The organism is Micromonospora sp. CNZ297, from assembly GCF_007827625.1.
In genome coordinates this window covers 343,799-365,575 of record NZ_VISU01000003.1, presented here as the reverse complement: position 1 = coordinate 365,575, position 21,777 = coordinate 343,799, and the positions used below count along the sequence as shown (strand labels likewise).

Here is a 21,777-nt window from a genome sequence, read left to right as displayed (position 1 = left end):
GATCAGCGCCGCAGCATCCGGCGGACCTTGCCCGGGACGGCCTGCTTGATCCGCTCCCGGAGCTGCTGCGAGCGCAGCGCGTCGATGGTGGCGGTAAGCGTGGCGTTCTCGTCGCGCAGCCGTTCGATGCGGGTCAGCAGTTCGGCCGGCGTGGTGGCGGCGGCGGGCCGGACGGCCGGCGGGAACACCGTCTCGCCGACCTGCCGGTCGAAGCGCGCGGCGCTGTCGCCGTCGGCGAACGAGGTGCCGAGGTCGTGCTTGCGCAGGAACGCGGTGATGGTCTCGAAGCGGGCCTTGTGGCCGTCGTTGAGCGCTGTGTAGTCGGCCTCCGCGTAGAGGTCGGCGGCGTCGACGTCGGCCGGCACGTCCCGCATGATCCGGTGCGGGATGCCGAAGTAGCGGGCCAGTTCCAGGGTGCGCGAGTCGTGCGCGAACAGGTAGCCGGGCGTGCCCGCGACGAGCGCGGTGATGGTGCCGTGGATGCGGGTGCCGAACGCGAAGTCGTACCCGGACAGGTGCGACATCCAGGTCCACGGGTCGACGAACATGCGCACCTTGTCCTCGGCGAACAGCGGGTGCGAGGTGTGCAGCGGGATGTCGCTGCTCTGGCCCCGGTGCTCGGGCGCGTCGCCGTAGAGCAGGGTGCCGAGCGTGCGCAGGTCCTGCGGCACGTAGCAGAGGTTCGGGTAGCGCTCCTGGTGGTGGCGGACCACCGCGGCCATCGAGCGGACGTACGGGGAGATGGTCAGTGCGACCTTCGAGTCGGCGGTCAGCTCCGGGCGGCTCTTCTCCAGCTGGAACGTGTCGCCGTGCAGGAACATCGACGGGCAGCCGATCTGCTCCACGTCGGAGAAGCCCAGCGCGTTGAGGTAGCTCTCGGTCACCTCGCCGCGTACGCCGATGCTGTGCGACCGGTCCAGCACGGCCTTGCAGAACGCGCGGACCGGCTCGTCGATCGGCCGCAGGTACTCGCGGTCGCCGTCGACGTTCGTCTGCACGCCGACGCCGAGCACCACCACCGGGATCTTCAGCCGTTCGATCAGCCGGGTCAGCGGCGTCAGGCGGTGCACGAAGCTGCGCCGGAACGCGTTCGCCAGCGGTACGACGAACACGTCGTGGCGTTCGTTGATCTCGTCGGCGAGACGCGGGTCGGCCGGGGTGCGTGTCGGTGTGATCTCGGCCGAGGAGGTGGCGAGCAGCTTGTGCGCGGCGTGGCTGAAGACCAGGTTGCCGCTGTTGTCCCCGATCCAGTTGCCGGCGAACGTCTCCTCGGGCGTGAGGACGTCGAACGGGCCCTTGCGGGCGCGGAGCAGGATCCGCTGGTGCATCCGGTTCGCTCACCTTCCGTACGGCACGGCGTGCGGGCGGGAGCCGGGTGGGTGCCCGCGCGTGCAGAACGGAAATCCTATCCGCCGCCCGCGCGGAGCCGAGCGGACGTCGGCTCGCCGGGAACGTCCCGGTTCCCCGGGGTAGGGTGCCCGGAATGACCAGCGCGCCGACCGTCACCCGTGCCCCGCGACTGCCGTCGCTGACCGGATTGCGGTGGGTGGCCGCGCTGCTGGTCTTCGGCTTCCACGCCGGGACCATGGGGATCGTCGCCGAGCCGCACCTGAAGCCCCTGGTCGACAAGGCGTTCAGCCTGGGCCTGTCCGGCGTCGAGTTCTTCTTCATCCTCAGCGGGTTCGTGCTGGTCTGGTCGTACCGGGACGGGGAGCGCGCGTGGACGTTCCTGCGCCGCCGGTTCGCCAAGATCTACCCGAACCACGTGGTGACGTTCGTCGCGGCGCTGGCCGTAGCAGCCTGGTTCGCCGACCCGGTCGTGCCGTGGGCCGCGATCGCCAACTTCTTCCTGGTCCAGGCGTGGATCCCGCTGGGCGGCTACTTCTACAGCGTCAACAACGTGAGCTGGTCGCTCTCCTGCGAGCTGGCCTTCTACCTGTGCCTGCCGCTCGTGGTGCCGTGGCTGCGCCGGGCCCGTACCGGCGTGCTGCGGACCGTGCTGGTCGCGGCGCCGCTGCTCATCCTGGCGCTGTGGCCCGGCCAGCAGCTCGTGCCGGAGGAGCAGCGGTGGTGGTTCACCCAGATCTTCCCGGTGACCCGGTCGCTGGAGTTCTGGATGGGCGTGGCCGCCGCCGAGCTGATGCGCCGGCACCGCTGGCGCGGACCGAACCTCGCCGCCGCCACCGGGATCTTCGTCGCCACCTGGGTGATCGCCGCGCTGTGGATCCCGGCCGAGTTCTGGGCGGCGCTGCTCGCTGTCGCGTACCTGCTGGTCATCGCCGCCGCGGCGGACGCCGACGTGCGCGGCCGCCCCACCCCCTGGCGGTCCCGGGCGATGGTCTGGCTCGGTGAGGTCTCGTTCGCCTTCTACCTGGTGCACGTGCTCGTCATGGTCACAGTGCTGCGGCTGACCGGGCACTGGGGGACCGGGCTGCCCGGCTGGCGCGGCCCGGTCGCGGTGCTCGGCTTCCTGGTGGTCACGCTCGCGCTGGCCGCCGCGCTCCACCGCTGGGTGGAGACACCGATGATGCGCCTGCTCGGCCCGTCCCGCCGGGCCCGCGCGGCGTCGCGCGCACCGGCCGTGCCGGCTCCGCGCGAGCCCGCCGAGGCCGCCACCAGCCCGGCCGCCGACGGCGGCGCGAGGCCCGTCACCGGTCCGGCCGAGGACATCGAGTACGCCGGGCGGCGTCGCCCGGACTGACACGCGCACACGTCCGCCTGTCGATCCGCGACACGCCGTGCGGCGGTGCGTTCGTGGGGGATCGGCGGTAATTTGTACCCGTGCTTCCGATCGCGCTCACCTGCCCCGTGTGGTGGGTGGCGCGCTGGACCGCCCGGATGCTCGCCAGTCTCGCCGTGGTCGTCGCCTGTTCGTTCGGCGCCGCCACGCTGCCGGCCGGTGTCGCCGCTGCCGCCCCGGCTCCGGCGGTCGCCGCCTCGACGTACACGGTCACCGGCGCCTCGACCGCGACGCGGCCGGAGGCCGACCGCGTGGCCGAGCGGCAGGCCGCTCCCGCCGGGGTTCCGGCGCCCGCGCCCCGGGCGGCCGCCCCGGCCGTCGTGGAGCCGGTCCCGGCCGGACGGGCCGTCGCACCGGCCGGCCCGCGGGCACCGCCCGCCCGCTGACCCGCTCACGGGCCGCGCCCGTTCTCCGCACCCACCGCACGTCATCCCCGCACCCGCCCCGGCGGCTCTTCACCGGCCCGCCCCGGCGAGGTCGTGCGGGTCCTCCCGCCAGGTCCTTCCCGTGAGGTGCCGACCATGTCGCAGACCGCTCTGTACCACTTCCTCACCTCCGTGCCCGAGGCCGCCGCCATCTGGTCCTTCCTCCTGCTGCTCGCCTTGGGCCTGCTCGCCGCGCTCGTCGCCCGGCCCGAACGCAACCCCGCGCCGGAGACCGCACCCGAGCCGCCCGACGCCGACGCCGCCCGCCGCGACGACCTGATCCGGTACGCCGAGGAGGTGGCGGTTGCCGCCGCCGGGGCTGCCCAGACGGCCCGTCGCCGCCGGGAGCAGTGGCTGGCCGCGCAGGACGAGGCGGACCGGGCCTGGACCGCGTACGACGAGGCGGACGCCGCCGCCCGCCGCCTCGCCGGCGCCGCCGCGCTGGCCGCGCCGCGCACGCCACGAACCCCTGCGGAGTACGCGGCCCGGGAGCGCTGGCTGCGCCACGCCGCCATGACGGCGCACTGGCGGGGCGACCTCACCGCCCGTCAGCTCGCCGACGTGCTGGCGCGCCGCAACGGGTGGGATCCGCGCCGGCACCCGGCCGAGCAGGAGATCGTGCTGGCCCGCACCGTCAGGGACGGGCGCCGGGCCGGATGGGAGAGCGCCGCCGCGCGGGAGCGGGCGGCCTGGCGGGACGCGGAACTGGCCGCCGAGGCCGCCCGGACACTTGCCGCCGAGGCGTACGCGGCCACCGTGGCGCTGCGGCCCGCCCCGGCGTACCGGAGCGCGACGGCGAGCGCCCAGCCGGTGCCCGCGACGGTCCGTAACGCCCGCTGGCGCCCGGCCCGGGTCGGCTGAGACGGCTGTCTCGACCGAATCGTTACCCGGAACGTGGTGAGCCCGGTCACCCGGGCCGCCGAAACGGGCGCCGGGCGCAGAACGGGTCATCGAGGCGCGCAATTGCCGGCCGGGTGGTCGCCGTCTGTCCGCTTTCCGCCGCCGGGCGCCGTCGAAACTGCTTGTCCCATTGAGTGAAGTCAGTAACCGGGTGTTCCGAAATCCGTTACCACGGATCACGTTTACGCAGGTGGGAGCGCTTGGCAGGGGACATACCCACCGGTAGTGTCGGCGCGTCCGATGCGGTAATCGATCGCCGACGGCGACGCCGCACCGACCCGCCTAATCGTGTTCCACGAACCGGGGACCCATGAGCACCATCGGGGTGAATCCGCGAGCCACCGGCCCGCGGTAGGGCGTACTTCCCGCCCGAATCCGTCAGCTAACCCGGTCGGCGGCCACGGAAGGAGTACCCCGCGTGCCCACCCCTCGATCGTCCCCCCGCCTCCACGGCGAAGCGGTGCCCGCGCGCGCCTGACGCGCGACCGGCAACCGCCCCCTGGGCGCCCGGCATCACGGGCGTTCCCGATCCCCCGGCCATCCGGCCCCGCCAGCACGTGTGAGTTCCTCCGCGTGCCGGGCCGGCGTGTGCCGCTCACGCCCCGTGGAGGATTTCGTGAAGCACCACCTGAAGCGTCAGCTGCGACGGATCGTCACCGAACGCCCGTACCAGATCATCGCCGGATCGGCCGCCGCGCTCGTGCTGGCCGCCGGCGCCGGCACCGTCGCCACCGCCGGCGACGACGCCCCGGTCCAGGAGAACACCGCCGCGGTCGCCGACCTCGGCGCCGCCCGCCTCGGCGAGCAGCCCGCCAGCCGCAGCGAGGCCCGCATCGCCGTACCGCAGGCGTCGCCCAGCGCCTCCGCCTCGCCCAGCGCGTCGCCGAGCGCCTCCCCGTCGGCCAAGGTCACGGCCGACCCGGACACCACGCCCAAGGCCAAGCCGAAGCCGCCGTCGAGCAAGTCGCTCGACTACGACTACCAGGCCCAGATCAACTACTTCTACTGCGGCCCGGCCGCCGTGCGCAACGCGCTCAGCGCCGCCGGCGTCGAGCGCAGCCAGGACGCGCTCGCCGGCCCCCTCGGCACCACCGAGATGGGCACCAACTCGGCCGAGGACACCACTCGGGTGCTCAACCAGCAGGTCAAGGGCAACCCGTACCGGACCCGCATGATTCCCGGCTCGGCCACCCCGGCGCAGATGGACCGCCTCCAGGCCGACGTGGTCGAGGCGATCAGCAACGGCCGCGGGGTCGTCGCGAACGTCGCCGGTACGGCCACCGACACCAACGGCGGCTGGCACTCGTTCCCTGGTGGCCACTACGTCGCGGTGGTCGGCTACAAGGACGACGGCCGGACCGTACGGATCGCCGACTCGGCCGACCCGTCGCTGCCCTCGTACTGGATCACCACGATCGACCTGGCGCACTGGATCGCCAGCCGCGGCTACTCCGCCTGACCGTCCCGCACGCCCGAAGGCCGGCACCCCACCCGGGGTGCCGGCCTTCCCCGTCCCGCCCGGCCCTGGCGCGGCCCTGGCGCGGCCCTCACGCGGCCTTGGCGCGCGCCGATCTTGGACTTGTGGCGCCCAGTTTGTCCAGGCTCGCCCGCTATGGAAGGTGCCACAACTCCAAGATCGACGGTGAGGGGGGAGTGTGCGCGGCCGGAGCCAGGGCGAGGGGGCGCCAGGGGCGAGGGCGGCGCGGGGGCGAGGGCGGACCGGGGGCGGGGTGTGGGCGAGCCGGGGCGAGGGTGGGGCGGGTCGGCGGGTTCGGTCTCGCGTGTCCGGGGCGGGCGGTGGCAGACTGCGCCAATGGGCGATGCGACGGGGAAGCGGCACCTGATTCTCCTGCACGGCATGGGTGCCACAGGCGAGGTGTGGCTGCCCTGGGCGCCGCTGCTGGAACGCCGCTGGCCCGGCCGCTGGCTCGCCCCCGACCTGGCGGGTCACGGCTGGTCGCCGCCGCTCGACGGCTACTCGTTCGAGGCCCTGGCCCAGCGCGTGGTAGACGGGCTCGGCCCGGTCCGGCTCGGCCCCGAGGACCGGCTGGTGCTGCTCGGGCACTCGCTCGGCGGGGTGGTGGCGCTGGCGCTCACGGCCCGGCAGCGAGGGCTTCCGGTCGACGCGGTGGTCGGGCTCGGCATCAAGGCGGTCTGGTCCCCGGCCGAGCTGGCGAAGTCGGCGGAACTGGCCGCCCGGCCGGTCACCTGGTTCGCCACCCGTGACGAGGCGGCCCGCCGCTACCTGCGCGTGTCCGGGCTCGCCGGGCTGTTCGCCCCGGATCATCCGGTGGTGGAGGCGGGGCTGCGGCGGGAGGACGGCCGCTGGCGGCTCGCCATGGACCCGGCGGCGTTCGCGGTCGGGGAGCCCCGGCTGCCGGTGCTGCTGGCCGCCACCGATGTGCCGGTGCTGCTGGCCCGGGGCGAGCTGGACCCGATGGTGACCGACGCGCAGCTCAAGGAACTGGGCGTGCCGGTGGCCACGCTGCCCGGGCTGGGCCACAACGCGCACGTCGAGGACCCGGCGGCGGTGCTCGCCCTGCTCGACCCGTACCTCTGAGCGGGGGCGAGCCGGCCCGCGACGGGCCGGCTCGCGTTTCTAGCCGGCCGCGCGCGGCCCAGGGACCGCCCAGTCGGGTTCCAGCTCGCGGCGGGCGGCGGACAGGAACGCCTCGGCGTAGGCGTCGGCGGGGAAGTCGCCCAGGTAGCGGGTCCGCGCCGCCCAGCGCTGTGCCGCCTTCGGGTCGGCGTCCAGCAGGTCGGTGAGCACCTCGTCCACGTTGGACATGTCACGCCGCAGCACGTAGCCGGACGCCGCGAGCGGGAACCGCTCGACGAAGTGCTCGCCGTCGGCGCCGGTGTCGGTGACCGCGTACGGCTTGCCGGAGTAGAGCCAGTCGGAGATGACCCCTGACACGTCGGAGACCAGCGCGTCGGCGCGGTTGACGCACTCGGTGAGCGTCAGCTCGCGGGCCGCGGCGGCGCCCCACAGGTGCGGCCGGCCGGTCTTCGCCCGGTCCGCGGCGAGCAGTTCGGTGAGCCGGGCGAGCTGGCGGGCCGAGGCCGGGTTCTTGCCGGTGTACGGGTGGGCGCGCAGGATCACCGCGGCGCCCCTGTCGATCAACCGGCGGATCAGCGTCTCGGCCACCGGCAGCGAGCAGTAGTTCGCGTCGGCGTGGTGCCCGGTCCAGGTCGGGGTGTAGAGGACCGTGGGGTGCGCCGGCGAGGTGACCGGCTCCCGGCGTACCTCGATCGCCTCGACCTGGGGCCGGCCGACCACGACGAACTTGTCGGCGGGGATCTCCACGCCGGCGCGGGCGTACCTGTCGATCGCGGCCTGCCCGGCCACGAAGATCTTGTCGAAGATGGCCGAGACCGGGTTGGCGCTGGGGGCCTTGTCGCTGTCGCCGTGGTGCAGCTGCACGTGGGTGAGCTGGTTGAACCGGATCAGGTGGGCGTTCTTCGCGCCGTGGTTGACGTAGAACGCGACCCGCAGGCTGGGCACCAGCGCCTCGTCGAGCGCCTTCAGCGTGGGGCAGAGGACCACCGGCGCGCGGGTGGCGGCGGCCACCGCGGGCAGGAGCTCCGGCTCGCGCAGCACCACCACGAACGGGCGGCCGATCCGTTCCAGGTACGGCAGCCACATGGTGACCTGGTACTCCGAGCCGGGCGGGGCGGAGAAGTGCAGCACGAACTCGGGCTGGTGGCGGCGCAGCGCCCGGCCGACCGGTCCACCTCCGGCGGGCGGCCGGAACCGGCGCCGGGCGAGGTCCAGCGCGACCGCACCGCATCCGGCGCCGACGAGCAGCGCGGCGACCAGCGCCGTCCACGCGGGCAGCGTCAGGGCGGCGGCGAGCGCCACCACGGCGAGCAGCACCAGCAGCGCGTCGCCGAGCCGGGCGGCGACCACGGGTGTCCACGTGCGGACCGGCAGGTTCGCCGCCCGGATCTCCAGTGCGCCGGCCTGCCGCAGCGGGCCGACCAGCAGCACCAGGCCGAGCAGGACCAGCGCGGTGGTGGCGAGCGCCGGGTCGAAGCCGTCGTCGAGGCGACGGGCGTAGCCGACCAGGATGCCGGCGGCCACGAGCACCGTCTCGGCGAGCCCGTCGGCGGACGGCCGGACCCGGCGCTCCCAGGCGGTGGCGGCCAGCGCCGCGACCGCCAGGGCCAGGCCCCAGCCGGTGGCGCCGGTGAGCGCCACGACGAGGAAGGCCAGCACCGCCAGCCCGGTGGTCAGCCCCCGGGCGAGCAGCTTGCGGACCAGGTCACCACGCATCTGGTACGTCCCGTCGGGTTCAGGCGTCGGCGGACAGCTCGGACCGGTGCGGGCCCGGCTGGGCCGGTACGGCGGCCACCTGCTCGCCGGGGGACCGGCGCACGTCGACCACCTGGCCGGTCAGGTCGGAGATCAGCACGTCCAGGGACGCCTGCGCGACCGCCTCGGAGGAGAGCAGCGTGTGCTCCGGCTCCTCGCCGAACGCCCGCGTCCGCATCGGGGTGGCGGTGCGTTCCGGGTTGACGCAGTTGACGCGTACCCCGAACTCGGCCCACTCGTCGGCGAGCGCCTGGGTGAGGTTGACCAGCGCGGCCTTGGTGGCCGAGTAGAGCGCGTAGCGGGCCCGGCCCCTGGTGTACGAGCTGGACGTGTAGAGCAGCAGCTGGCCCTTTGTCTGCTGGAGGTACGGCAGGGACTGGCGCGCGATGGTGACCGGTCCGACGAAGTTGACGTGCAGGAGACGGTCCATCGTCTCGGAGTCCATCTCGGCCAGCGCGCCCTTCTCCAGGATGCCGGCGGTGACCACCACGTGGTCGATCCGGCCGGTGGCCTCGAACGCGGTCTTCAGCGCGGCGGCCACGTCCTCGGCGCGCTCGACGTGCGTGCCGGTGGTGGAGCGGCTGAACGGGAAGACCTGGGCGCCGTAGCCGCGGGCCAGTTCGGCCAGGTCGTGGCCGATGCCGTAGCTGCCGCCGAAGACCACGATGGTCCGGCCGGTCAGCTCCTCGGCGTAGCTGCGGTGGTCGGTCAGCCGGGGCGCCTGCGCGGCGGCGAGCTGGAACAGCTTGTCGGCCAGGTGCACGTCGACCGGGTGGGTGACCTTGATGTTCTCGTCCGAGCCGTCGATCACCTTGATCGGCGTGCCGGGCAGGTAGCGCAGCACCACGCCGCAGTCGTCGGTGGCGGCGAAGTCGGGGTCGCCCTCGGCGCGGCGGTACGCCTCCCGGATGGTGCCGGAGCGGAACGCCTGCGGGGTCTGGCCGCGGCGCAGCCGGGAGCGGACCGGGATGTCGGTGATGCAGTCGTCCGCGTCGACCTGGATGATCGTGTCGGCGGACGGGATGGCCACGTCGACGGCCGAGTACGTCCAGAGCGCGTTCACGCACTCGCGCACGATCCGGGCGCTGACCAGCGGGCGGACCGCGTCGTGGAAGAGGATGTTGACGTCGCCCTCGCCGACCGCGTCGAGCGCGATCCGGGTGGTGTCGTTGCGGGTCTCGCCGCCCTCGATCACCTTGGTGACCTTGCGGAAGCCGGCGTCGGCGACGATGCGCCGCGCGTCGTCGACGTGACCGGTGGCCATCAGCACGATGATCTCGTCGATCTCCGGCGCGGCCTCGAAGACGGCGAGGGTGTGCTCGATGATCGGCTTACCGGCGATCTTGAGGAGCTGCTTCGGGATGCCCAGCCCGAGGCGCGTGCCGGTCCCCCCGGCCAGGATCACGGCCACCGTACGCGCGGGGCGCCAGGGTGCCGGGCTCGCCGGCGCGGCGTCCGGTGCGGTGGTGTGGTCCTGCGTCATTGCCGTACCTCACTCTGGGTGAAAGGGGATGGATCCGAAAACCTTAACGCGTACGCCGGAGCGCACCGCTCCGGGCGGAACCCGGTGCGGTGCGCTCCAGGGCGCTACTTCTGGTTCTCGTACGCGTCGCAGACCTCCTTGGTGGGGCCGTCCATCTTCAGGACGCCGCTCTCCAGCCAGATGGTCCGCTCGCAGGTGTCCCGGATCGAGCCGATCGAGTGGCTGACCAGGAAGACGGTGCCGGCGCTGTCGCGCAGCTCGCGGACCCGCTGCTCGCTGCGGACCCGGAACTTGCGGTCGCCGGTGGCCAGTGCCTCGTCGATGAGCAGCACGTCGTGCTTCTTCGCCGAGGAGATCGCGAAGCGCAGCCGCGCGCCCATGCCGGAGGAGTAGGTGCGCATCGGCAGCGAGGCGAAGTCGCCGCGCTCGTTGATCCCGGAGAACTCGATGATCTCCGGGGCGATCCGCTTGACCTCCTCCGGCGGCATGCCCATGGCCAGGCAGCCGAGCACCACGTTGCGCTCGCCGGACAGGTCGTTCAGCAGCGCGGCGTTCACGCCGAGCAGCGACGGCTGGCCCTTGGTGTAGACGGCGCCGCGGGCCGGCGGGAGCAGCCCGGCGATGGCGCGCAGCAGCGTGGACTTGCCGGAGCCGTTGCTGCCGATCAGGCCGATCGCCTCACCCTCGTACGCGGTGAAGCTCACGCCCTTGACCGCGTGCACCTCGCGGATGTTCGGCGCCTTGGTGCGGGAGACGATCCGCTTGAGCGCGGAGACCGGGGTGGTGCCGCCGCTCGCGCCCTTGTGGATCCGGTAGATCACGTGCACGTCGTCCACCACCACCGTGGGGACGCGACCCGAGTCGGTCACCGGGCCGGCGTTCAGCGGCAGGGTCTGCTCAGCCACGGCCGTACTCCTTCTCTCCGCGCCAGAAGTAGACGAACCCGCCGATGCCCATCACGACCGCCCAGAACAGGCCCATCGCCCACAGCTTCAGCGGGGAGCTGATCAGGTTCGGCTGGTGCGAGTCGAGCAGCGCGTAGCGGGCCAGCTCGATGAAGACCAGCGGCGGGTTCCACTCCAGGATGTTCGCCGCCCAGTTCGGCAGGTGCTCGCGGATGAGCGCCACCGGGTAGAGCACGCCCGAGGCGTACAGCCAGGTGCGCATCACGAACGGCATGACCTGCTTGAGGTCGGTGGCCTTGGAGCCGAGTCGGGCCATCACCATGCTCAGCCCGACGTTGAAGATCGTCTGGAGCAGCAGCATGGGGACGATCAGCACCCAGCGGAAGGTGATCGGCTCGCCGGTCAGCAGCACGATCGCGGCCAGCACCACCATCGACATGAGCAGCTGCTGGAGCTGGACCAGCGTCACGGTGATCGGCAGCGCGGCCCGCGGGAACTGGAGCGCCCGGATCAGGCCCAGGTTTCCGGTGATCGCGCTGGTGCCGTTGGACGCCGCGGTCTGGGTGAAGATGAAGATGAAGATGCCGGTGCACAGGTACGCGATGAAGTTCGGCACGTTCCGGTGCTGGGCCAGGATCACGCCGAAGATCAGGAAGTAGACCGCCGCGTTGGTGAGCGGTGTCAGCACCTGCCAGAGCTGACCGAGCTGGGTGTTGCTCAGCGAGGAGGCGACCTTCGCCCGCGAGTACGCGGTCATGAAGTGCCGGTACGCCCACAACCTGCGGGCGTACTCGCCCAGGGCGGGTCGTTCCCCGGCCACCCGTAGCCCGTACCGCTGGGCCAGCTGGGCCCGGGTCAGTCCGGATTCGGGGTCGGCCACCGCGGTGTTGGCCATGTTCAGGCGCTCCGATCTTTCGTGCTGATGGGGAGCAGTGCGGTGAATGAGATCCAGCGTGGCCGGGCGGGGAGGAGCCGCCTCGCTGCTGCATGGAAGGTAGTCCACCGAACGTCGGGACGCAACCGTACCGTCGTTGCGCTACATTGTTCCACGTGACGACCGAGAAGAGGCGTGCCCCGGCCGGCGCGGCGGTGCTGCGCGGGGAGATCACCAGTGCCATCCGCGCCGCCGTGATGCAGGAGTTGGCCGAGGTGGGCTACGGTCGCCTCTCCATCGAGGCGGTGGCCCGCCGGGCCGGTGTGAGCAAGACCGCCATCTACCGCCGCTGGCGTTCCAAGCTCGACCTGGTGCTGGACATGGTTTCGGCGGTGGCGGGGCGGAACATCCCGCTGCTGGACACCGGCAGCCTCCTCGGTGACCTGGAGATCCTGCTGCACGTGATGGCGCGTGCGTTGCGTCACCGGCTGGCCGCGCAGATCATCCCGGACCTGCTGGCCGAGGCGGCCCGCAACCCGCAGATCGCGGAGAAGCTGCAGGCCGCCCTGGACGACTACCAGCAGGCCATCGGCCGGATCCTGATCGGCCGGGCGGTCGAGCGCGGTGAGCTGTCCGCGGACACCGACCGGCGCGCCGCCGTCGATCTCATCGTCGGCCCGGTCTACTGGCGGATGGCGATCTCCCGGGCCCCGCTGGAGCCCACCGAGGTGCCCCGGATGGCGGCCGCGATCGTCGCCGCTCTGCGGGTAGCATGCGTGGGGCCTGTACGCGACGAGGTGGAAGTCTGAACCCCGGGCCGCCCCCGGAGGGCCGTCGTCGATCATGAACAGAAGGTCACATCCGGTCGGACAATCAGTGCAACCCGTTGGTTTTCCCGACAGACCGGTACCATCCCCCGAAATGTCTCTCATGAACCACGCGTCGACAGGAGGAAGCCCCATGGTCGGGCCGCATCCAGAGTTCATTCCCCCCGCACGGCCGATCATCGGCGAAGCCGAGATCGAGGCGGCCGTCCGGGTGCTGCGGAGCGGCCGGGTCGTGCAGGGCCCCGAGGTCGCCGCGTTCGAGGAGGAGTTCGGCGACCTGGTCGGCGGCCGGCACTGCGTCGCCGTCAACTCCGGCACCTCCGCGCTCCAGCTGACGCTGATGGCGCTCGGCTTCGGCCCGGGTGACGAGATCATCGTCCCGTCCTTCTCCTTCGCCGCCAGCGGCAACGCGGTCCGGCTGGTCGGCGCCGAGCCGGTCTTCGTGGACATCGAGCCGGGCAGCTTCTGCGTCGACCCGGAGGCGGTCGCCGCGGCGATCACGCCGAAGACGGTCGCGATCATGCCGGTGCACCTCTACGGCCACCCGGCCGCGATGGACCGGATCATGGCGATCGCGCAGCAGCACGGCCTCGCAGTGGTCGAGGACGCCGCGCAGGCGCACGGCGCCGAGCTGAACGGCACCCCGGTCGGCGCGTTCGGCACCGCCGGCTGCTTCAGCTTCTACCCGACGAAGAACATGCACTCCCTCGAGGGCGGCATGATCACCACCGCCGACGCGGACCTCGCCCGGACCCTGCGGCTGCTGCGCAACCAGGGCATGGAGCAGCGGTACGCCAACGAGATCGTCGGCGCCAACATGCGGATGACCGACGTGGCCGCCGCCATCGGCCGGGTGCAGCTCACCCAGCTCGCCGAGTGGACCGAGCAGCGCCGCGCCAACGCCAAGTTCCTCGACTCGGCGATCACCGGCATGGTCACCCCGCCCGTCGCCGACGGCGCCAAGCACGTCTACCACCAGTACACCGTGCGGGTGCGGGCCGACCGGGACGCCGCCCAGGCCCGCCTCACCGAGCTGGGCATCGGCAACGCGGTCTACTACCCGACCCCGATCCACCGGCTCAAGCCGTACCTCGACGCCGACGGCAAGCCGGGCGCGTGGGACCTGCCGGAGACCGAGCGGGCCGCCGCCGAGGTGGTCTCGCTGCCGGTGCACCCGTCGCTGAGCCCCGCCGACCTGGAGCGGATCGCCGAGGGCGCGAACCTGGCCGGGGGTGCCCGATGAGCGGACGGAAGCTGCGGGCCGGCCTGATCGGCCTCGGCGCGATGGGCCGCAACCACGCCCGCGTGCTGTCCAACCTGGACGGCGTCGAGCTGGTCGGCGTGGTCGACCCGGCCGGCGACGTGACCGGCACGCTGCGCGCGCCCGTCGTACCCGAGCTGAGCGACCTGCTCGCCCTCGGCGTCGACTACGCGGTGGTGGCCTGCCCGACGGCGCTGCACGAGCCGATCGGCATGGAGCTGGCCGCCAACGGCGTCTGCGCGCTCATCGAGAAGCCGCTCGCCCAGTCCGTCGACGCCGCCACCCGGCTGGTCGAGGCGTTCGAGAACGCCGGCCTGGTCGCCGGCGTCGGGCACATCGAGCGCTACAACCCGGCGCTGCAGAGCCTGCGCACCCGCCTGGAGGCGGGCGAGCTGGGCGAGGTGTTCCAGGTCGTGACCCGGCGCCAGGGCCCGTTCCCGCACCGGATCGCCGACGTCGGCGTGGTGATGGACCTGGCCACCCACGACATCGACCTGACCGCCTGGGTGACCGGCCAGCAGTACAGCTCGGTCGCCGCCCGCACCGTCTCGCGCAGCGGCCGGCTGCACGAGGACATGGTCGCCGTGGTCGGCCAGCTCGCCGACGGCACGATGGTCAACCACCTGGTGAACTGGCTCAGCCCGCTCAAGGAGCGGTCGACTGTGGTCACCGGTGACAAGGGCTGCTTCGTGGCCGACACGCTCACCGCCGACCTGACCTTCTACGCCAACGCCGCCATCGACACCGAGTGGGAGGCGCTGCGCGCGTTCCGCGGCGTGGCCGAGGGCGACATGGTCCGCTACGCGATCCCGAAGCGGGAGCCGCTGCTGGTCGAGCACGAGCGCTTCCGGGACGCGGTCGAGGGCAAGCAGAGCGACATCGTCACGCTGCGGCAGGGTCTGCGTACCGTGCAGGTCGCGGCCGCCCTGCTGGAGTCGTCCGCCGACGGCAAGGTCGTGTCCGTCGCGGCCAGCGGCAGCGACGCGGAGCCGGCACTGCGATGAGCCCGGCGCCGGTGCGGCGGACGGTCTCCGCGGTACGGCGGCGGATTCCCCGGCGGTGGCGCATCGCGCTCCGCCGGGCCGCCGCCGGCGCGCGGCCCTGGCAGACCCCTTCGGTACGCGAACTGTGTGAACTCCCCGCCGGCACGCCGCTGCTGGTGCACGCCGGCGGGATCACCGGCGACCGGGCGCTGGACGGCGTGCTGCGCGCGCTCGTCCGGCTGCCCGAGTTCCACCTGGCGCTGGTCTGCGACGAGGCGGAGCGGGCGCCGGCCCAGGACCTGACCCGCCGCGCCGGCAAGGCGCGCCGCCGGGTCCACGTGGTGCCGCGCCCGCGTACGGTGACGGCCGCGTTCCTCGCCCCGGCGGACGTGGCGGTGTTCGGGTTCGACCCGGACGCCGGTCTCGACCTGCTGGACACCTTCCTCGCCGCCGGGCTGCGGGTGGTCGCCGCCGACAGCCGGGTGACGCGCGAGCACCTGGCCCGGCACGGCGGCGGCGAATTCTTCGCGCCCGGCTCGCTGCCCTCGTTCACCAAGGCGGTGGAACGGGCCCGGCAGCGCGGCGGCGACGAGGCATCTCCCGCGCAGGAGCCGCCGGTCGCGCCGATCGAGGCCGGCACGCCCGGCCCGTGGCGTCCGCTCGGCGCCGGGCCGATCCGGCTGGGGCTGGGCACGGCGAACTACGCCGGGCAGCTCTCCGCCCTGGCGGTGGCGATCACCACCGCCCGCGCCGACGTCGGCGTGGAACTGGTGATGGCCAAGCCACCGGCCACCTACCGCTACCCGGCCGACCGCTACCTGAACTACCCCGGCGAGCACCGGCTCGACGTGCAGATCGCGCGGGCCGAGCGGGTGCTCGGCTGGTACACCCACCTGATCGTGGACGCGTTCCGTCCGGTGCTCGGCCGGGCCAACGGCGACGACATCGCCGCGGACCTGCCCGCGTTGCGCCGGGCCCGGCTCAAGGTCGCGCTGCTGGCGCACGGCAGCGAGATCCGCCATCCGGGCGCGCACCTGGAGCGGCACGCCGAGTCCGCGTTCCGGGACGCCCCGGAGGACCTGATCGGGCAGCTCACCACAGTCGCCGAGCGGAACCGGCGCACCGCCGAGGAGAGCGGCCTGCCGTTCTTCGTGACCACCCCCGACCTGCTGGACGACGTGCCGTCCGCCACGTGGGCGCCGCTGATCGTCGACGTGGACGCCTGGGCCTGCGACCGCCCGGTGCTGGAACGCGCCCGGCCGGTGGTGCTGCACGCGCCGTCGAAGCGGTGGACCAAGGGCACCGACCGGCTCCTGCCCCGGTTGCAGGAGCTGCACGATCGACGGATCATCGAACTGCGCCTGGTGGAAGGGCTGCCGCACCACGAGATGCGGCGCCAGGTGCAGGAGTGCGACATCGTGGTCGACCAGCTGGTGATGGGCAGCTACGGCACCTTCTCCTGCGAGGGGATGGCCGCCGGCCGGGTCGTGGTGGCGTACCTCAGCGAAGGGCCGCACCGGGCCGCCGGGATCCAGCCGCCGATCGCCAACGCCACCCCCGGCACCCTCGTCAAGACCATCGAGTCGCTGCTCGACGACCGGCCCGCCGCGATCGCCCTGGCCGCGGAGGGCACCCGTTACGTCCGTGACCACCACGACGGGCGGCGCACCGCCGAGGTCTTCGACGCCTTCCTCCGGTGACCCGCCCGACCACCACCCACGCCCGCACCGTCAACGAGGAGAAGCACCCGATGCAAGCTGGCGCTAACAGCGATGCCCGACCGACCCGGGGCCGGGTGGTGATGCTGGTCGACAACGGCGTCCACGGCGACTCCCGGGTGCAGAAGGCAGCGCGCTCGGCCGCCGACGCCGGCTGGGAGGTCTTCCTCCTCGGCATCCGCAACGCCCGCTCCGACGTGGACACCTGGCGCATCGGCGGCGCCGAGGTGCGGCTGCTGCGGGTACCCAAGCCGCTGCACCGGCTGCCCCGGGAGTACAGCCGGTCGCTGCGCCGGCCGCTGGCGTACGCGTCCACCACCAAGGCCGCGTACCGGGTCCAGGAGATCAAGGCCTGGCAGGCCGATCTGTACGAGCGCCGCGTCCGCGCCCAGGCGCTGGGCGGCGGGCTTCCGGCCGCCGTGGGACGGGCGGCCCAGCTGCCGTCCCGCGCCGCCGCCACCGCGCTCGCCCGCTGGGTACGGTTCCGCAGCGGCGAGACCCGTCGGCTGCGCAAGGCGCAGACCGATCCGGAGGCGCTGTTCAGCCGCCTGCCCGTACGGTTCTGGCAGGGGCTGCTGGGCGACCGCGCCTGGCGCCGGCTGGACCCGGGCCTGTGGGACTTCGAACTGGCCTTCCGCAAGACGCTCGACGAACTCAAGCCGGACATCATCCACGCCAACGACTTCCGGATGCTCGGCATCGGCGCGCGGGCGACGCTGCGGGCCCGGGCCGCCGGCCGGCGGACCAAGCTGGTCTGGGACGCCCACGAGTTCGTCGGCGGCATCACCGGCCGGGCCGACAACCCGCGCTGGCTGCCGGCCCAGATCGCCTACACGGCCGAGTACGCCGCCTATCCGGACGCGGTGGTGACCGTCTCCGACACGCTCGCCGACCTGCTCCAGGAGACCCACGGCCTGCCCGACCGGCCGGCCGTGGTGCTCAACGCGCCGATGGCGCCGCCGGCCGAGGCCGACGGCGACGTGCCGGACCTGCGGGCGCTGTGCGGCGTGGACAGCCGTACGCCGGTGCTCGTCTACTCCGGCGCGGTGAACCCGAGCCGGGGCTGCCAGATCATGGTGGAGGCGCTGCCGGAGCTGCCCGACGTGCACGTCGCGTTCGTGACCATGAACCCGAACGGCGACAACCAGTTCTCCGAGGCGCTGCGGGAGCGGGCCGCCGAACTCGGCGTCGCGGACCGTGTGCACCTGCTGCCGTACGTGGCGCACTGGCAGGTGGTGCCGTTCCTGTCCGGCGCGGACGCCGGGGTCATCCCGATCCACCACAAGCCCAACCACGAGCTGGCGCTGATCACGAAGTTCCTGGAGTACTCGCACGCCCGGCTGCCGATCGTGGTCAGCGACGTGAAGACCATGGCGCAGACCGCGCGGGCCACCGGGCAGGGTGAGGTGTTCACCGCCGAGGACCGGGCCGACTACGTCCGGGCCGTCCGGGCCGTGCTCGCCGACCCGGAGCGCTACCGGGCCGCCTACGACAAGCCCGGCCTGCTGGAGGGCTGGACCTGGGAGGCCCAGGCCCGGATCCTCGACGAGGTGTACGGCTCGCTGCTGGGCACGCCCGCCGCGAGCGGGGCGCGTCCTCCGGCGTCCCGGCGTCCCGGCGACGAGCGGGAGTACGCGGCCACCTCGCGCTGACCCCCGGCACAGAACGATTCGGCCGGCTCCCCGTGTCGGGGAGCCGGCCGATCACGTGTACGCCGGTCAGCCGGACGTGGCCGGCGGCTCCAGCAGCAGCCGGTCGAAGTCCTTCTGCGTCACCGACCAGTCCCAGGTGCTCAGCACGTGCGACGCCGCGGCCCGGCCCGCCTCACGCCAGGTCTCCTCGGTGGCGGTGAGGGCCAGGATCCGCTCGGCGGCCTCCTGCGGCGTACCCACCACCCAGTCGCTCGGGAACAGGCTCCGGGCGCTGTGCGGGCGGCCGGCGAAGAACGGCCAGTCGCGCACCACGGGCACCGCGCCGCTGGCCGCGCCCTCGACGAGCGCACAGTGGAAGCTCTCCCGCAGCGAGGTGCTGAGGATGACCCCGACGTCGGTGAGCGCACCGGGGACGTCCTCGGTACGGCCGGTCCGCACCACCGCGCCGGACGGCTCCAGCTCGGCAAGCTCGGCGTCGAGTTCCCGGACGTAGGCCGTGATCGCCGGGCTGAGCTCCGGGTTGAGGTCGTCGCCGACCAGCTTGAGACGGTACCGCTCGTCGTGCCGGCGCAGCTCCCGCAGCACAGCCAGGGCCCAGCGCGGGTCCTTCGCCAGGGAACTCAATCCGACCAGCCCGAGCGTGAACCGGCTGTCGGCGGAGACCTTCGGCGCCACGTACCGGTGCAGGTCCATCGCGTTGCTGATCATGTGGGTCCGCGGGCCCTGCGGCGCGCGCAGCCGCGGCACCGCGGCCAGCGCCAGGTCGCGCAGGTGCTCGGAGACGAAGACCACGTCGTCCACACGCGACCAGTCGGTCAGGTGCGGCCACCAGCTGAACGCCTCGAAGCTGTGCAGGCGGACGATCACCCGGGTGGTGCCCGGGTCGATCATCGTCAGCATCGCGGCGCCGAGGTTGCACCAGTCCACGAAGACCGTGTCCGCCCACTCCAGGTGGGGGCCCCACGCCTCCTGGACCTCCCCGGCCCGCTTGGAGGCGCCGGCGAGCATGTGGAGCGTCACGTTGGTGCGGCCGTTGCTGAGCACCGGGAGGATCGACTCCTCCATCAGGTTCAGCCGGCGGACCTCCACCCCGGGCATCGCCTCGTAGCGCTCCAGGATCGGCCCGAGGAAGTTGTCGTTCAGCCCGGTGAAGAAGAGCATCCGGTGCGGCCGGCCGGCGGGCGGGAACGCCGCCGGGCTCTGCCGCCCGCGCGGCGTCGCCATTGCCCGGCCGGCCTCGCTGTTGTGCAACGGCGCGAGGAACTTCTCCGGGTCCTCGGCCAGCGGCGAGGTGGTGCCGTCGAACTGCACGATCCGGTGGAACATCAGGTTGAACGCGCGCAGCACGTGCGGCGCGGCCTTGCCCGGGTTGCGCTTCTTGAGGAAGCCGTCGGCGAGCTTGAGCTGACCTCGCACCACTGTCATCAGGTGCTCGGGCACCTTGCCCTGGCTCAGTTCCGCGTCCACGATCGGGCCGAGGAGCTGCCCCTTGGTCGCCGGGCTCTTCAGCCGGCCCTGCGCCGCCAGCGCCAGCCGCTTCGCGCTGGCGCCGTGCCCGGTCTTGAGCATGTTGCCGGTGACCCGCCGGGCGATCTTGCCGCGGTGCCGCTCCGGCAGGCCGGGCGCCGTGACGGCGCCCTGCCAGAACCAGCGCACCGGGCTGAGCTTCATGGCCCGCTTGCCGGTGCTCATCTCGAACACCCGCTTCGCCAGGTCGACGGTCTGGTTGCGGGTGGCGCTCGCCAGCACGGTCGGGGCCGGGCCGACGGTGTTCAGCCGGGGTCGGCGGTAGCGCGCCGGGTCGGCGGACCGCTTCTCCACCGCCCGCAGCGCCGGGGCGATGCCGTAGACGGCGTCGGCCCGCCGGTAGCGCTGCGCGAGCTGCCAGACGGTGTGCAGGGCCTGCGCGTCGAGCGCGACCAGGACGTCGGCCCGCTTGGCGTGCCGGCGCACCCACGGGTCGCGCTGGGCGCGCAGCCACGGGCGCCGGGCCGGGGCCGCCCGCTTGACCGCCCGGCCGAAGCGGGGGCCCAGCTCGGTGGCGGTGGGCAGCAGGTGCACCTCGGCCAGCTCGGTCGCCGCCGGGATCTTCTCCACCGGGTCGAAGGTGGTGGCCACCCGTACGGTGACGCCCCTGTCACGGAACTGCTGAAGCGCGTCGGTCAGGACCGCCACCCGTCCGGGGACGGTGCCCATAACCATCAGGACCTCGATCATGACCTACCTTCTCGGGCCAGGACGCGCGCGCCGGCGGGGGAGGGCTGTGGGGTGCCGGCCGGACCGCCGGTGCCCAGCACCAGCTCGGTCACCTCCCGGACGGCGGGGATGAGCTGCTCCTCGCGGGCGTACTGCCGCGCCTCGGCGCGGGCCTTCTCCCGCTCGGCCGCGTCGGCGGTACGGGCCATCGCGGCGGCCCGCCGGAAGGCGCCGGTCAGCTCGGCCGGGTCCAGCCCGACCGCGCCGGTCCAGAGTGGATAGGTGGACAGCACCGTGGAGGCGTCGTGGTCGGCCTCGTGGGCGGAGACCACCGGCAGGCCGGTCGCCATGTACTCGTACACCTTGCCGGAGGTCATGTACCGGCCGCCGGTCACCATCAGCACCACCGCGTCCCAGCGGGAGTAGAGGTCGACCACCTCGGCCTTGGGCACCGAGCCGCCGACCAGCACGCCGTCGACGGCGGCGGCCCTGAGCAGCTCCGCGTGCGCGTTGTCGCCGCGCGCCCAGGCGGCGCCGATGTGGCCCCGCACCTCGAAGCGGGCGTCGGCCAGCGCCGGGTCCTCGGCGCGTGCCGTGCGCCAGCCCTCGAGCACGGCGCTCAGCAGCGGGACGGGAAGGTTCAGCGCGCCGAGGTAGCCGAAGGTCAGCGGCCGGTCCGGCGGGGCGGGGCGGACCTGGGCCGGGATGCTCGCCGCGTCGTAGCCGTTGCGCACGACCCGCATCTTGTGCGCCAGTTCCGGATAGCGCTCGCGGTACCAGCGGGAGATCGGCTCGTTGACGTTCCAGATGGCGACGGCGTTGGTGAGCAGCTTGATCTCCCACTGGCCGGAGACCGACTCCCGGGTGAACGCCTCACCGTTGTTGATCACGTCGACCGACCAGCCGTCGCGGAAGTCCACCACGTACGGCACCCGGTGCGTCTCCCACAGCTTCCAGGTCGCGGACAGGTTGACGTACGGCGCGCAGGTGGTCACCAGCAGGTCGACGTGCCGCTCCCGGTGGATCCGGAGCAGGGCCTTCTCCAGCGCCGGACGCCAGCCGCCGAAGACCGGCTCGGGAAAGACCTTGAGGTTCTGCTTGCGCAGGTCGGCCAGGTAGTCCTTGTGCGCCAGGGCACGCTGCTCGGTGAACGTGCGGATGTCGGTCTCGAGGTCGTCCCGGAACAGCGGCAGCTTCACCACGCGCACGCTGGGATCCACACCCTGGGAGAGGGTGTGGTCGAGCCCGTACTCCCGTTCCCAGGCCTCGTCCGCGATGGTGACAGCGGTCACGTCCCAGCCCGCGGCGGCGAACTGGTTCGCGGTCTCCCGCATGCGGTAGGCGCAGCTCTTGGCCGCCGGTGGGAAGCCGATCGCGAGGTAGACCATGTGCGGCCGGGACCCGGACCGTCGCGGCCGGGGGAGTTTCAACGAGTCCCAGAGAGTTCGCCCGTTGTTCATCGATTCCGATCCTGGGGAGGTGGGGAGATGCCGTGTCG

At 73.1% G+C, this 21,777-nt stretch carries 17 protein-coding genes and 1 riboswitch; of the genes, 10 read left to right on the top strand and 7 right to left on the bottom strand.

The window, feature by feature from the left end; all coding sequences use genetic code 11:
* Nucleotides 1-2 precede the first annotated feature (2 nt).
* Nucleotides 3-1,328, bottom strand: coding sequence for a polysaccharide pyruvyl transferase family protein (locus tag FB454_RS07905; RefSeq protein ID WP_071095912.1), 1,326 nt, complete (start codon nucleotides 1,326-1,328; stop codon nucleotides 3-5).
* Nucleotides 1,329-1,483: 155 nt separating this feature from the next.
* Between FB454_RS07905 and FB454_RS07900 the strand changes: the two genes are divergently transcribed.
* The 5 genes from FB454_RS07900 to FB454_RS07880 all read left to right on the top strand — a co-directional run bounded on the left by FB454_RS07900 (nucleotide 1,484) and on the right by FB454_RS07880 (nucleotide 6,625).
* Nucleotides 1,484-2,701, top strand: a complete 1,218-nt coding sequence (locus FB454_RS07900; RefSeq protein ID WP_071095911.1) for an acyltransferase family protein — start codon at nucleotides 1,484-1,486, stop codon at nucleotides 2,699-2,701.
* A gap of 80 nt (nucleotides 2,702-2,781) precedes the next feature.
* Entirely contained in the window at nucleotides 2,782-3,126 is a 345-nt protein-coding gene (locus tag FB454_RS07895) for a hypothetical protein (protein WP_013285254.1), read from the top strand.
* 135 nt (nucleotides 3,127-3,261) lie between these two features.
* Entirely contained in the window at nucleotides 3,262-4,026 is a 765-nt protein-coding gene (locus tag FB454_RS07890; protein ID WP_145822727.1) for a hypothetical protein, read from the top strand.
* A gap of 308 nt (nucleotides 4,027-4,334) precedes the next feature.
* Nucleotides 4,335-4,477, top strand: a riboswitch (cyclic di-AMP (ydaO/yuaA leader).
* A 192-nt stretch (nucleotides 4,478-4,669) separates the two neighbouring features.
* Complete coding sequence (locus FB454_RS07885; RefSeq protein ID WP_176921687.1) at nucleotides 4,670-5,524, top strand: C39 family peptidase; 855 nt, start codon at nucleotides 4,670-4,672, stop codon at nucleotides 5,522-5,524.
* Nucleotides 5,525-5,878: 354 nt separating this feature from the next.
* Complete coding sequence (locus FB454_RS07880) at nucleotides 5,879-6,625, top strand: alpha/beta fold hydrolase (RefSeq protein ID WP_145822726.1); 747 nt, start codon at nucleotides 5,879-5,881, stop codon at nucleotides 6,623-6,625.
* Between the two features lie 39 nt (nucleotides 6,626-6,664).
* Here FB454_RS07880 and FB454_RS07875 read toward each other — a convergent pair whose 3' ends face one another.
* The 4 genes from FB454_RS07875 to FB454_RS07860 all read right to left on the bottom strand — a co-directional run bounded on the left by FB454_RS07875 (nucleotide 6,665) and on the right by FB454_RS07860 (nucleotide 11,663).
* Nucleotides 6,665-8,341, bottom strand: a complete 1,677-nt coding sequence (locus FB454_RS07875) for a CDP-glycerol glycerophosphotransferase family protein (RefSeq protein ID WP_013285257.1) — start codon at nucleotides 8,339-8,341, stop codon at nucleotides 6,665-6,667.
* Nucleotides 8,342-8,360: 19 nt separating this feature from the next.
* Nucleotides 8,361-9,863, bottom strand: coding sequence for a bifunctional cytidylyltransferase/SDR family oxidoreductase (locus FB454_RS07870; protein ID WP_013285258.1), 1,503 nt, complete (start codon nucleotides 9,861-9,863; stop codon nucleotides 8,361-8,363).
* 104 nt (nucleotides 9,864-9,967) lie between these two features.
* Complete coding sequence (locus FB454_RS07865) at nucleotides 9,968-10,768, bottom strand: ABC transporter ATP-binding protein (RefSeq protein ID WP_013285259.1); 801 nt, start codon at nucleotides 10,766-10,768, stop codon at nucleotides 9,968-9,970.
* Entirely contained in the window at nucleotides 10,761-11,663 is a 903-nt protein-coding gene (locus tag FB454_RS07860; protein WP_013285260.1) for an ABC transporter permease, read from the bottom strand. The genes FB454_RS07865 and FB454_RS07860 overlap by 8 nt, the downstream gene beginning before the upstream one ends.
* A gap of 155 nt (nucleotides 11,664-11,818) precedes the next feature.
* Between FB454_RS07860 and FB454_RS07855 the strand changes: the two genes are divergently transcribed.
* From FB454_RS07855 to FB454_RS07835, 5 genes are all read left to right on the top strand, one after another.
* Complete coding sequence (locus FB454_RS07855) at nucleotides 11,819-12,451, top strand: TetR/AcrR family transcriptional regulator (RefSeq protein ID WP_013285261.1); 633 nt, start codon at nucleotides 11,819-11,821, stop codon at nucleotides 12,449-12,451.
* A gap of 151 nt (nucleotides 12,452-12,602) precedes the next feature.
* Complete coding sequence (locus FB454_RS07850) at nucleotides 12,603-13,712, top strand: DegT/DnrJ/EryC1/StrS family aminotransferase (protein ID WP_013474731.1); 1,110 nt, start codon at nucleotides 12,603-12,605, stop codon at nucleotides 13,710-13,712.
* On the top strand, nucleotides 13,709-14,734 hold the full coding sequence (locus tag FB454_RS07845; protein WP_013285263.1) for a Gfo/Idh/MocA family protein: 1,026 nt from the start codon (nucleotides 13,709-13,711) through the stop codon (nucleotides 14,732-14,734). Before FB454_RS07850 ends, FB454_RS07845 begins: the two co-directional genes overlap by 4 nt.
* Complete coding sequence (locus FB454_RS07840) at nucleotides 14,731-16,413, top strand: glycosyltransferase family protein (protein ID WP_145822725.1); 1,683 nt, start codon at nucleotides 14,731-14,733, stop codon at nucleotides 16,411-16,413. The genes FB454_RS07845 and FB454_RS07840 overlap by 4 nt, the downstream gene beginning before the upstream one ends.
* A gap of 50 nt (nucleotides 16,414-16,463) precedes the next feature.
* On the top strand, nucleotides 16,464-18,083 hold the full coding sequence (locus FB454_RS07835) for a glycosyltransferase family 4 protein (RefSeq protein WP_186461560.1): 1,620 nt from the start codon (nucleotides 16,464-16,466) through the stop codon (nucleotides 18,081-18,083).
* A gap of 66 nt (nucleotides 18,084-18,149) precedes the next feature.
* Here FB454_RS07835 and FB454_RS07830 read toward each other — a convergent pair whose 3' ends face one another.
* Both FB454_RS07830 and FB454_RS07825 read right to left on the bottom strand, forming a co-directional pair.
* On the bottom strand, nucleotides 18,150-20,300 hold the full coding sequence (locus tag FB454_RS07830) for a glycosyltransferase family protein (RefSeq protein WP_041798948.1): 2,151 nt from the start codon (nucleotides 20,298-20,300) through the stop codon (nucleotides 18,150-18,152).
* On the bottom strand, nucleotides 20,297-21,739 hold the full coding sequence (locus FB454_RS07825; protein WP_013474735.1) for a glycosyltransferase family protein: 1,443 nt from the start codon (nucleotides 21,737-21,739) through the stop codon (nucleotides 20,297-20,299). The genes FB454_RS07830 and FB454_RS07825 overlap by 4 nt, the downstream gene beginning before the upstream one ends.
* Nucleotides 21,740-21,777 lie beyond the last annotated feature (38 nt).

Excerpts from the sequence above, each read along its gene's own strand:
- FB454_RS07905 (WP_071095912.1), bottom strand. The coding sequence starts at position 1,328 with ATGCACCAGCGGATCCTGCTCCGCGCCCGCAAGGGCCCGTTCGACGTC.
- FB454_RS07900 (WP_071095911.1), top strand. The coding sequence starts at position 1,484 with ATGACCAGCGCGCCGACCGTCACCCGTGCCCCGCGACTGCCGTCGCTG.
- FB454_RS07890 (WP_145822727.1), top strand. The coding sequence starts at position 3,262 with ATGTCGCAGACCGCTCTGTACCACTTCCTCACCTCCGTGCCCGAGGCC.
- FB454_RS07880 (WP_145822726.1), top strand. The coding sequence starts at position 5,879 with ATGGGCGATGCGACGGGGAAGCGGCACCTGATTCTCCTGCACGGCATG.
- FB454_RS07875 (WP_013285257.1), bottom strand. The coding sequence starts at position 8,341 with ATGCGTGGTGACCTGGTCCGCAAGCTGCTCGCCCGGGGGCTGACCACC.
- FB454_RS07870 (WP_013285258.1), bottom strand. The coding sequence starts at position 9,863 with ATGACGCAGGACCACACCACCGCACCGGACGCCGCGCCGGCGAGCCCG.
- FB454_RS07860 (WP_013285260.1), bottom strand. The coding sequence starts at position 11,663 with ATGGCCAACACCGCGGTGGCCGACCCCGAATCCGGACTGACCCGGGCC.
- FB454_RS07850 (WP_013474731.1), top strand. The coding sequence starts at position 12,603 with ATGGTCGGGCCGCATCCAGAGTTCATTCCCCCCGCACGGCCGATCATC.
- FB454_RS07845 (WP_013285263.1), top strand. The coding sequence starts at position 13,709 with ATGAGCGGACGGAAGCTGCGGGCCGGCCTGATCGGCCTCGGCGCGATG.
- FB454_RS07840 (WP_145822725.1), top strand. The coding sequence starts at position 14,731 with ATGAGCCCGGCGCCGGTGCGGCGGACGGTCTCCGCGGTACGGCGGCGG.
- FB454_RS07835 (WP_186461560.1), top strand. The coding sequence starts at position 16,464 with ATGCAAGCTGGCGCTAACAGCGATGCCCGACCGACCCGGGGCCGGGTG.
- FB454_RS07830 (WP_041798948.1), bottom strand. The coding sequence starts at position 20,300 with ATGATCGAGGTCCTGATGGTTATGGGCACCGTCCCCGGACGGGTGGCG.
- FB454_RS07825 (WP_013474735.1), bottom strand. The coding sequence starts at position 21,739 with ATGAACAACGGGCGAACTCTCTGGGACTCGTTGAAACTCCCCCGGCCG.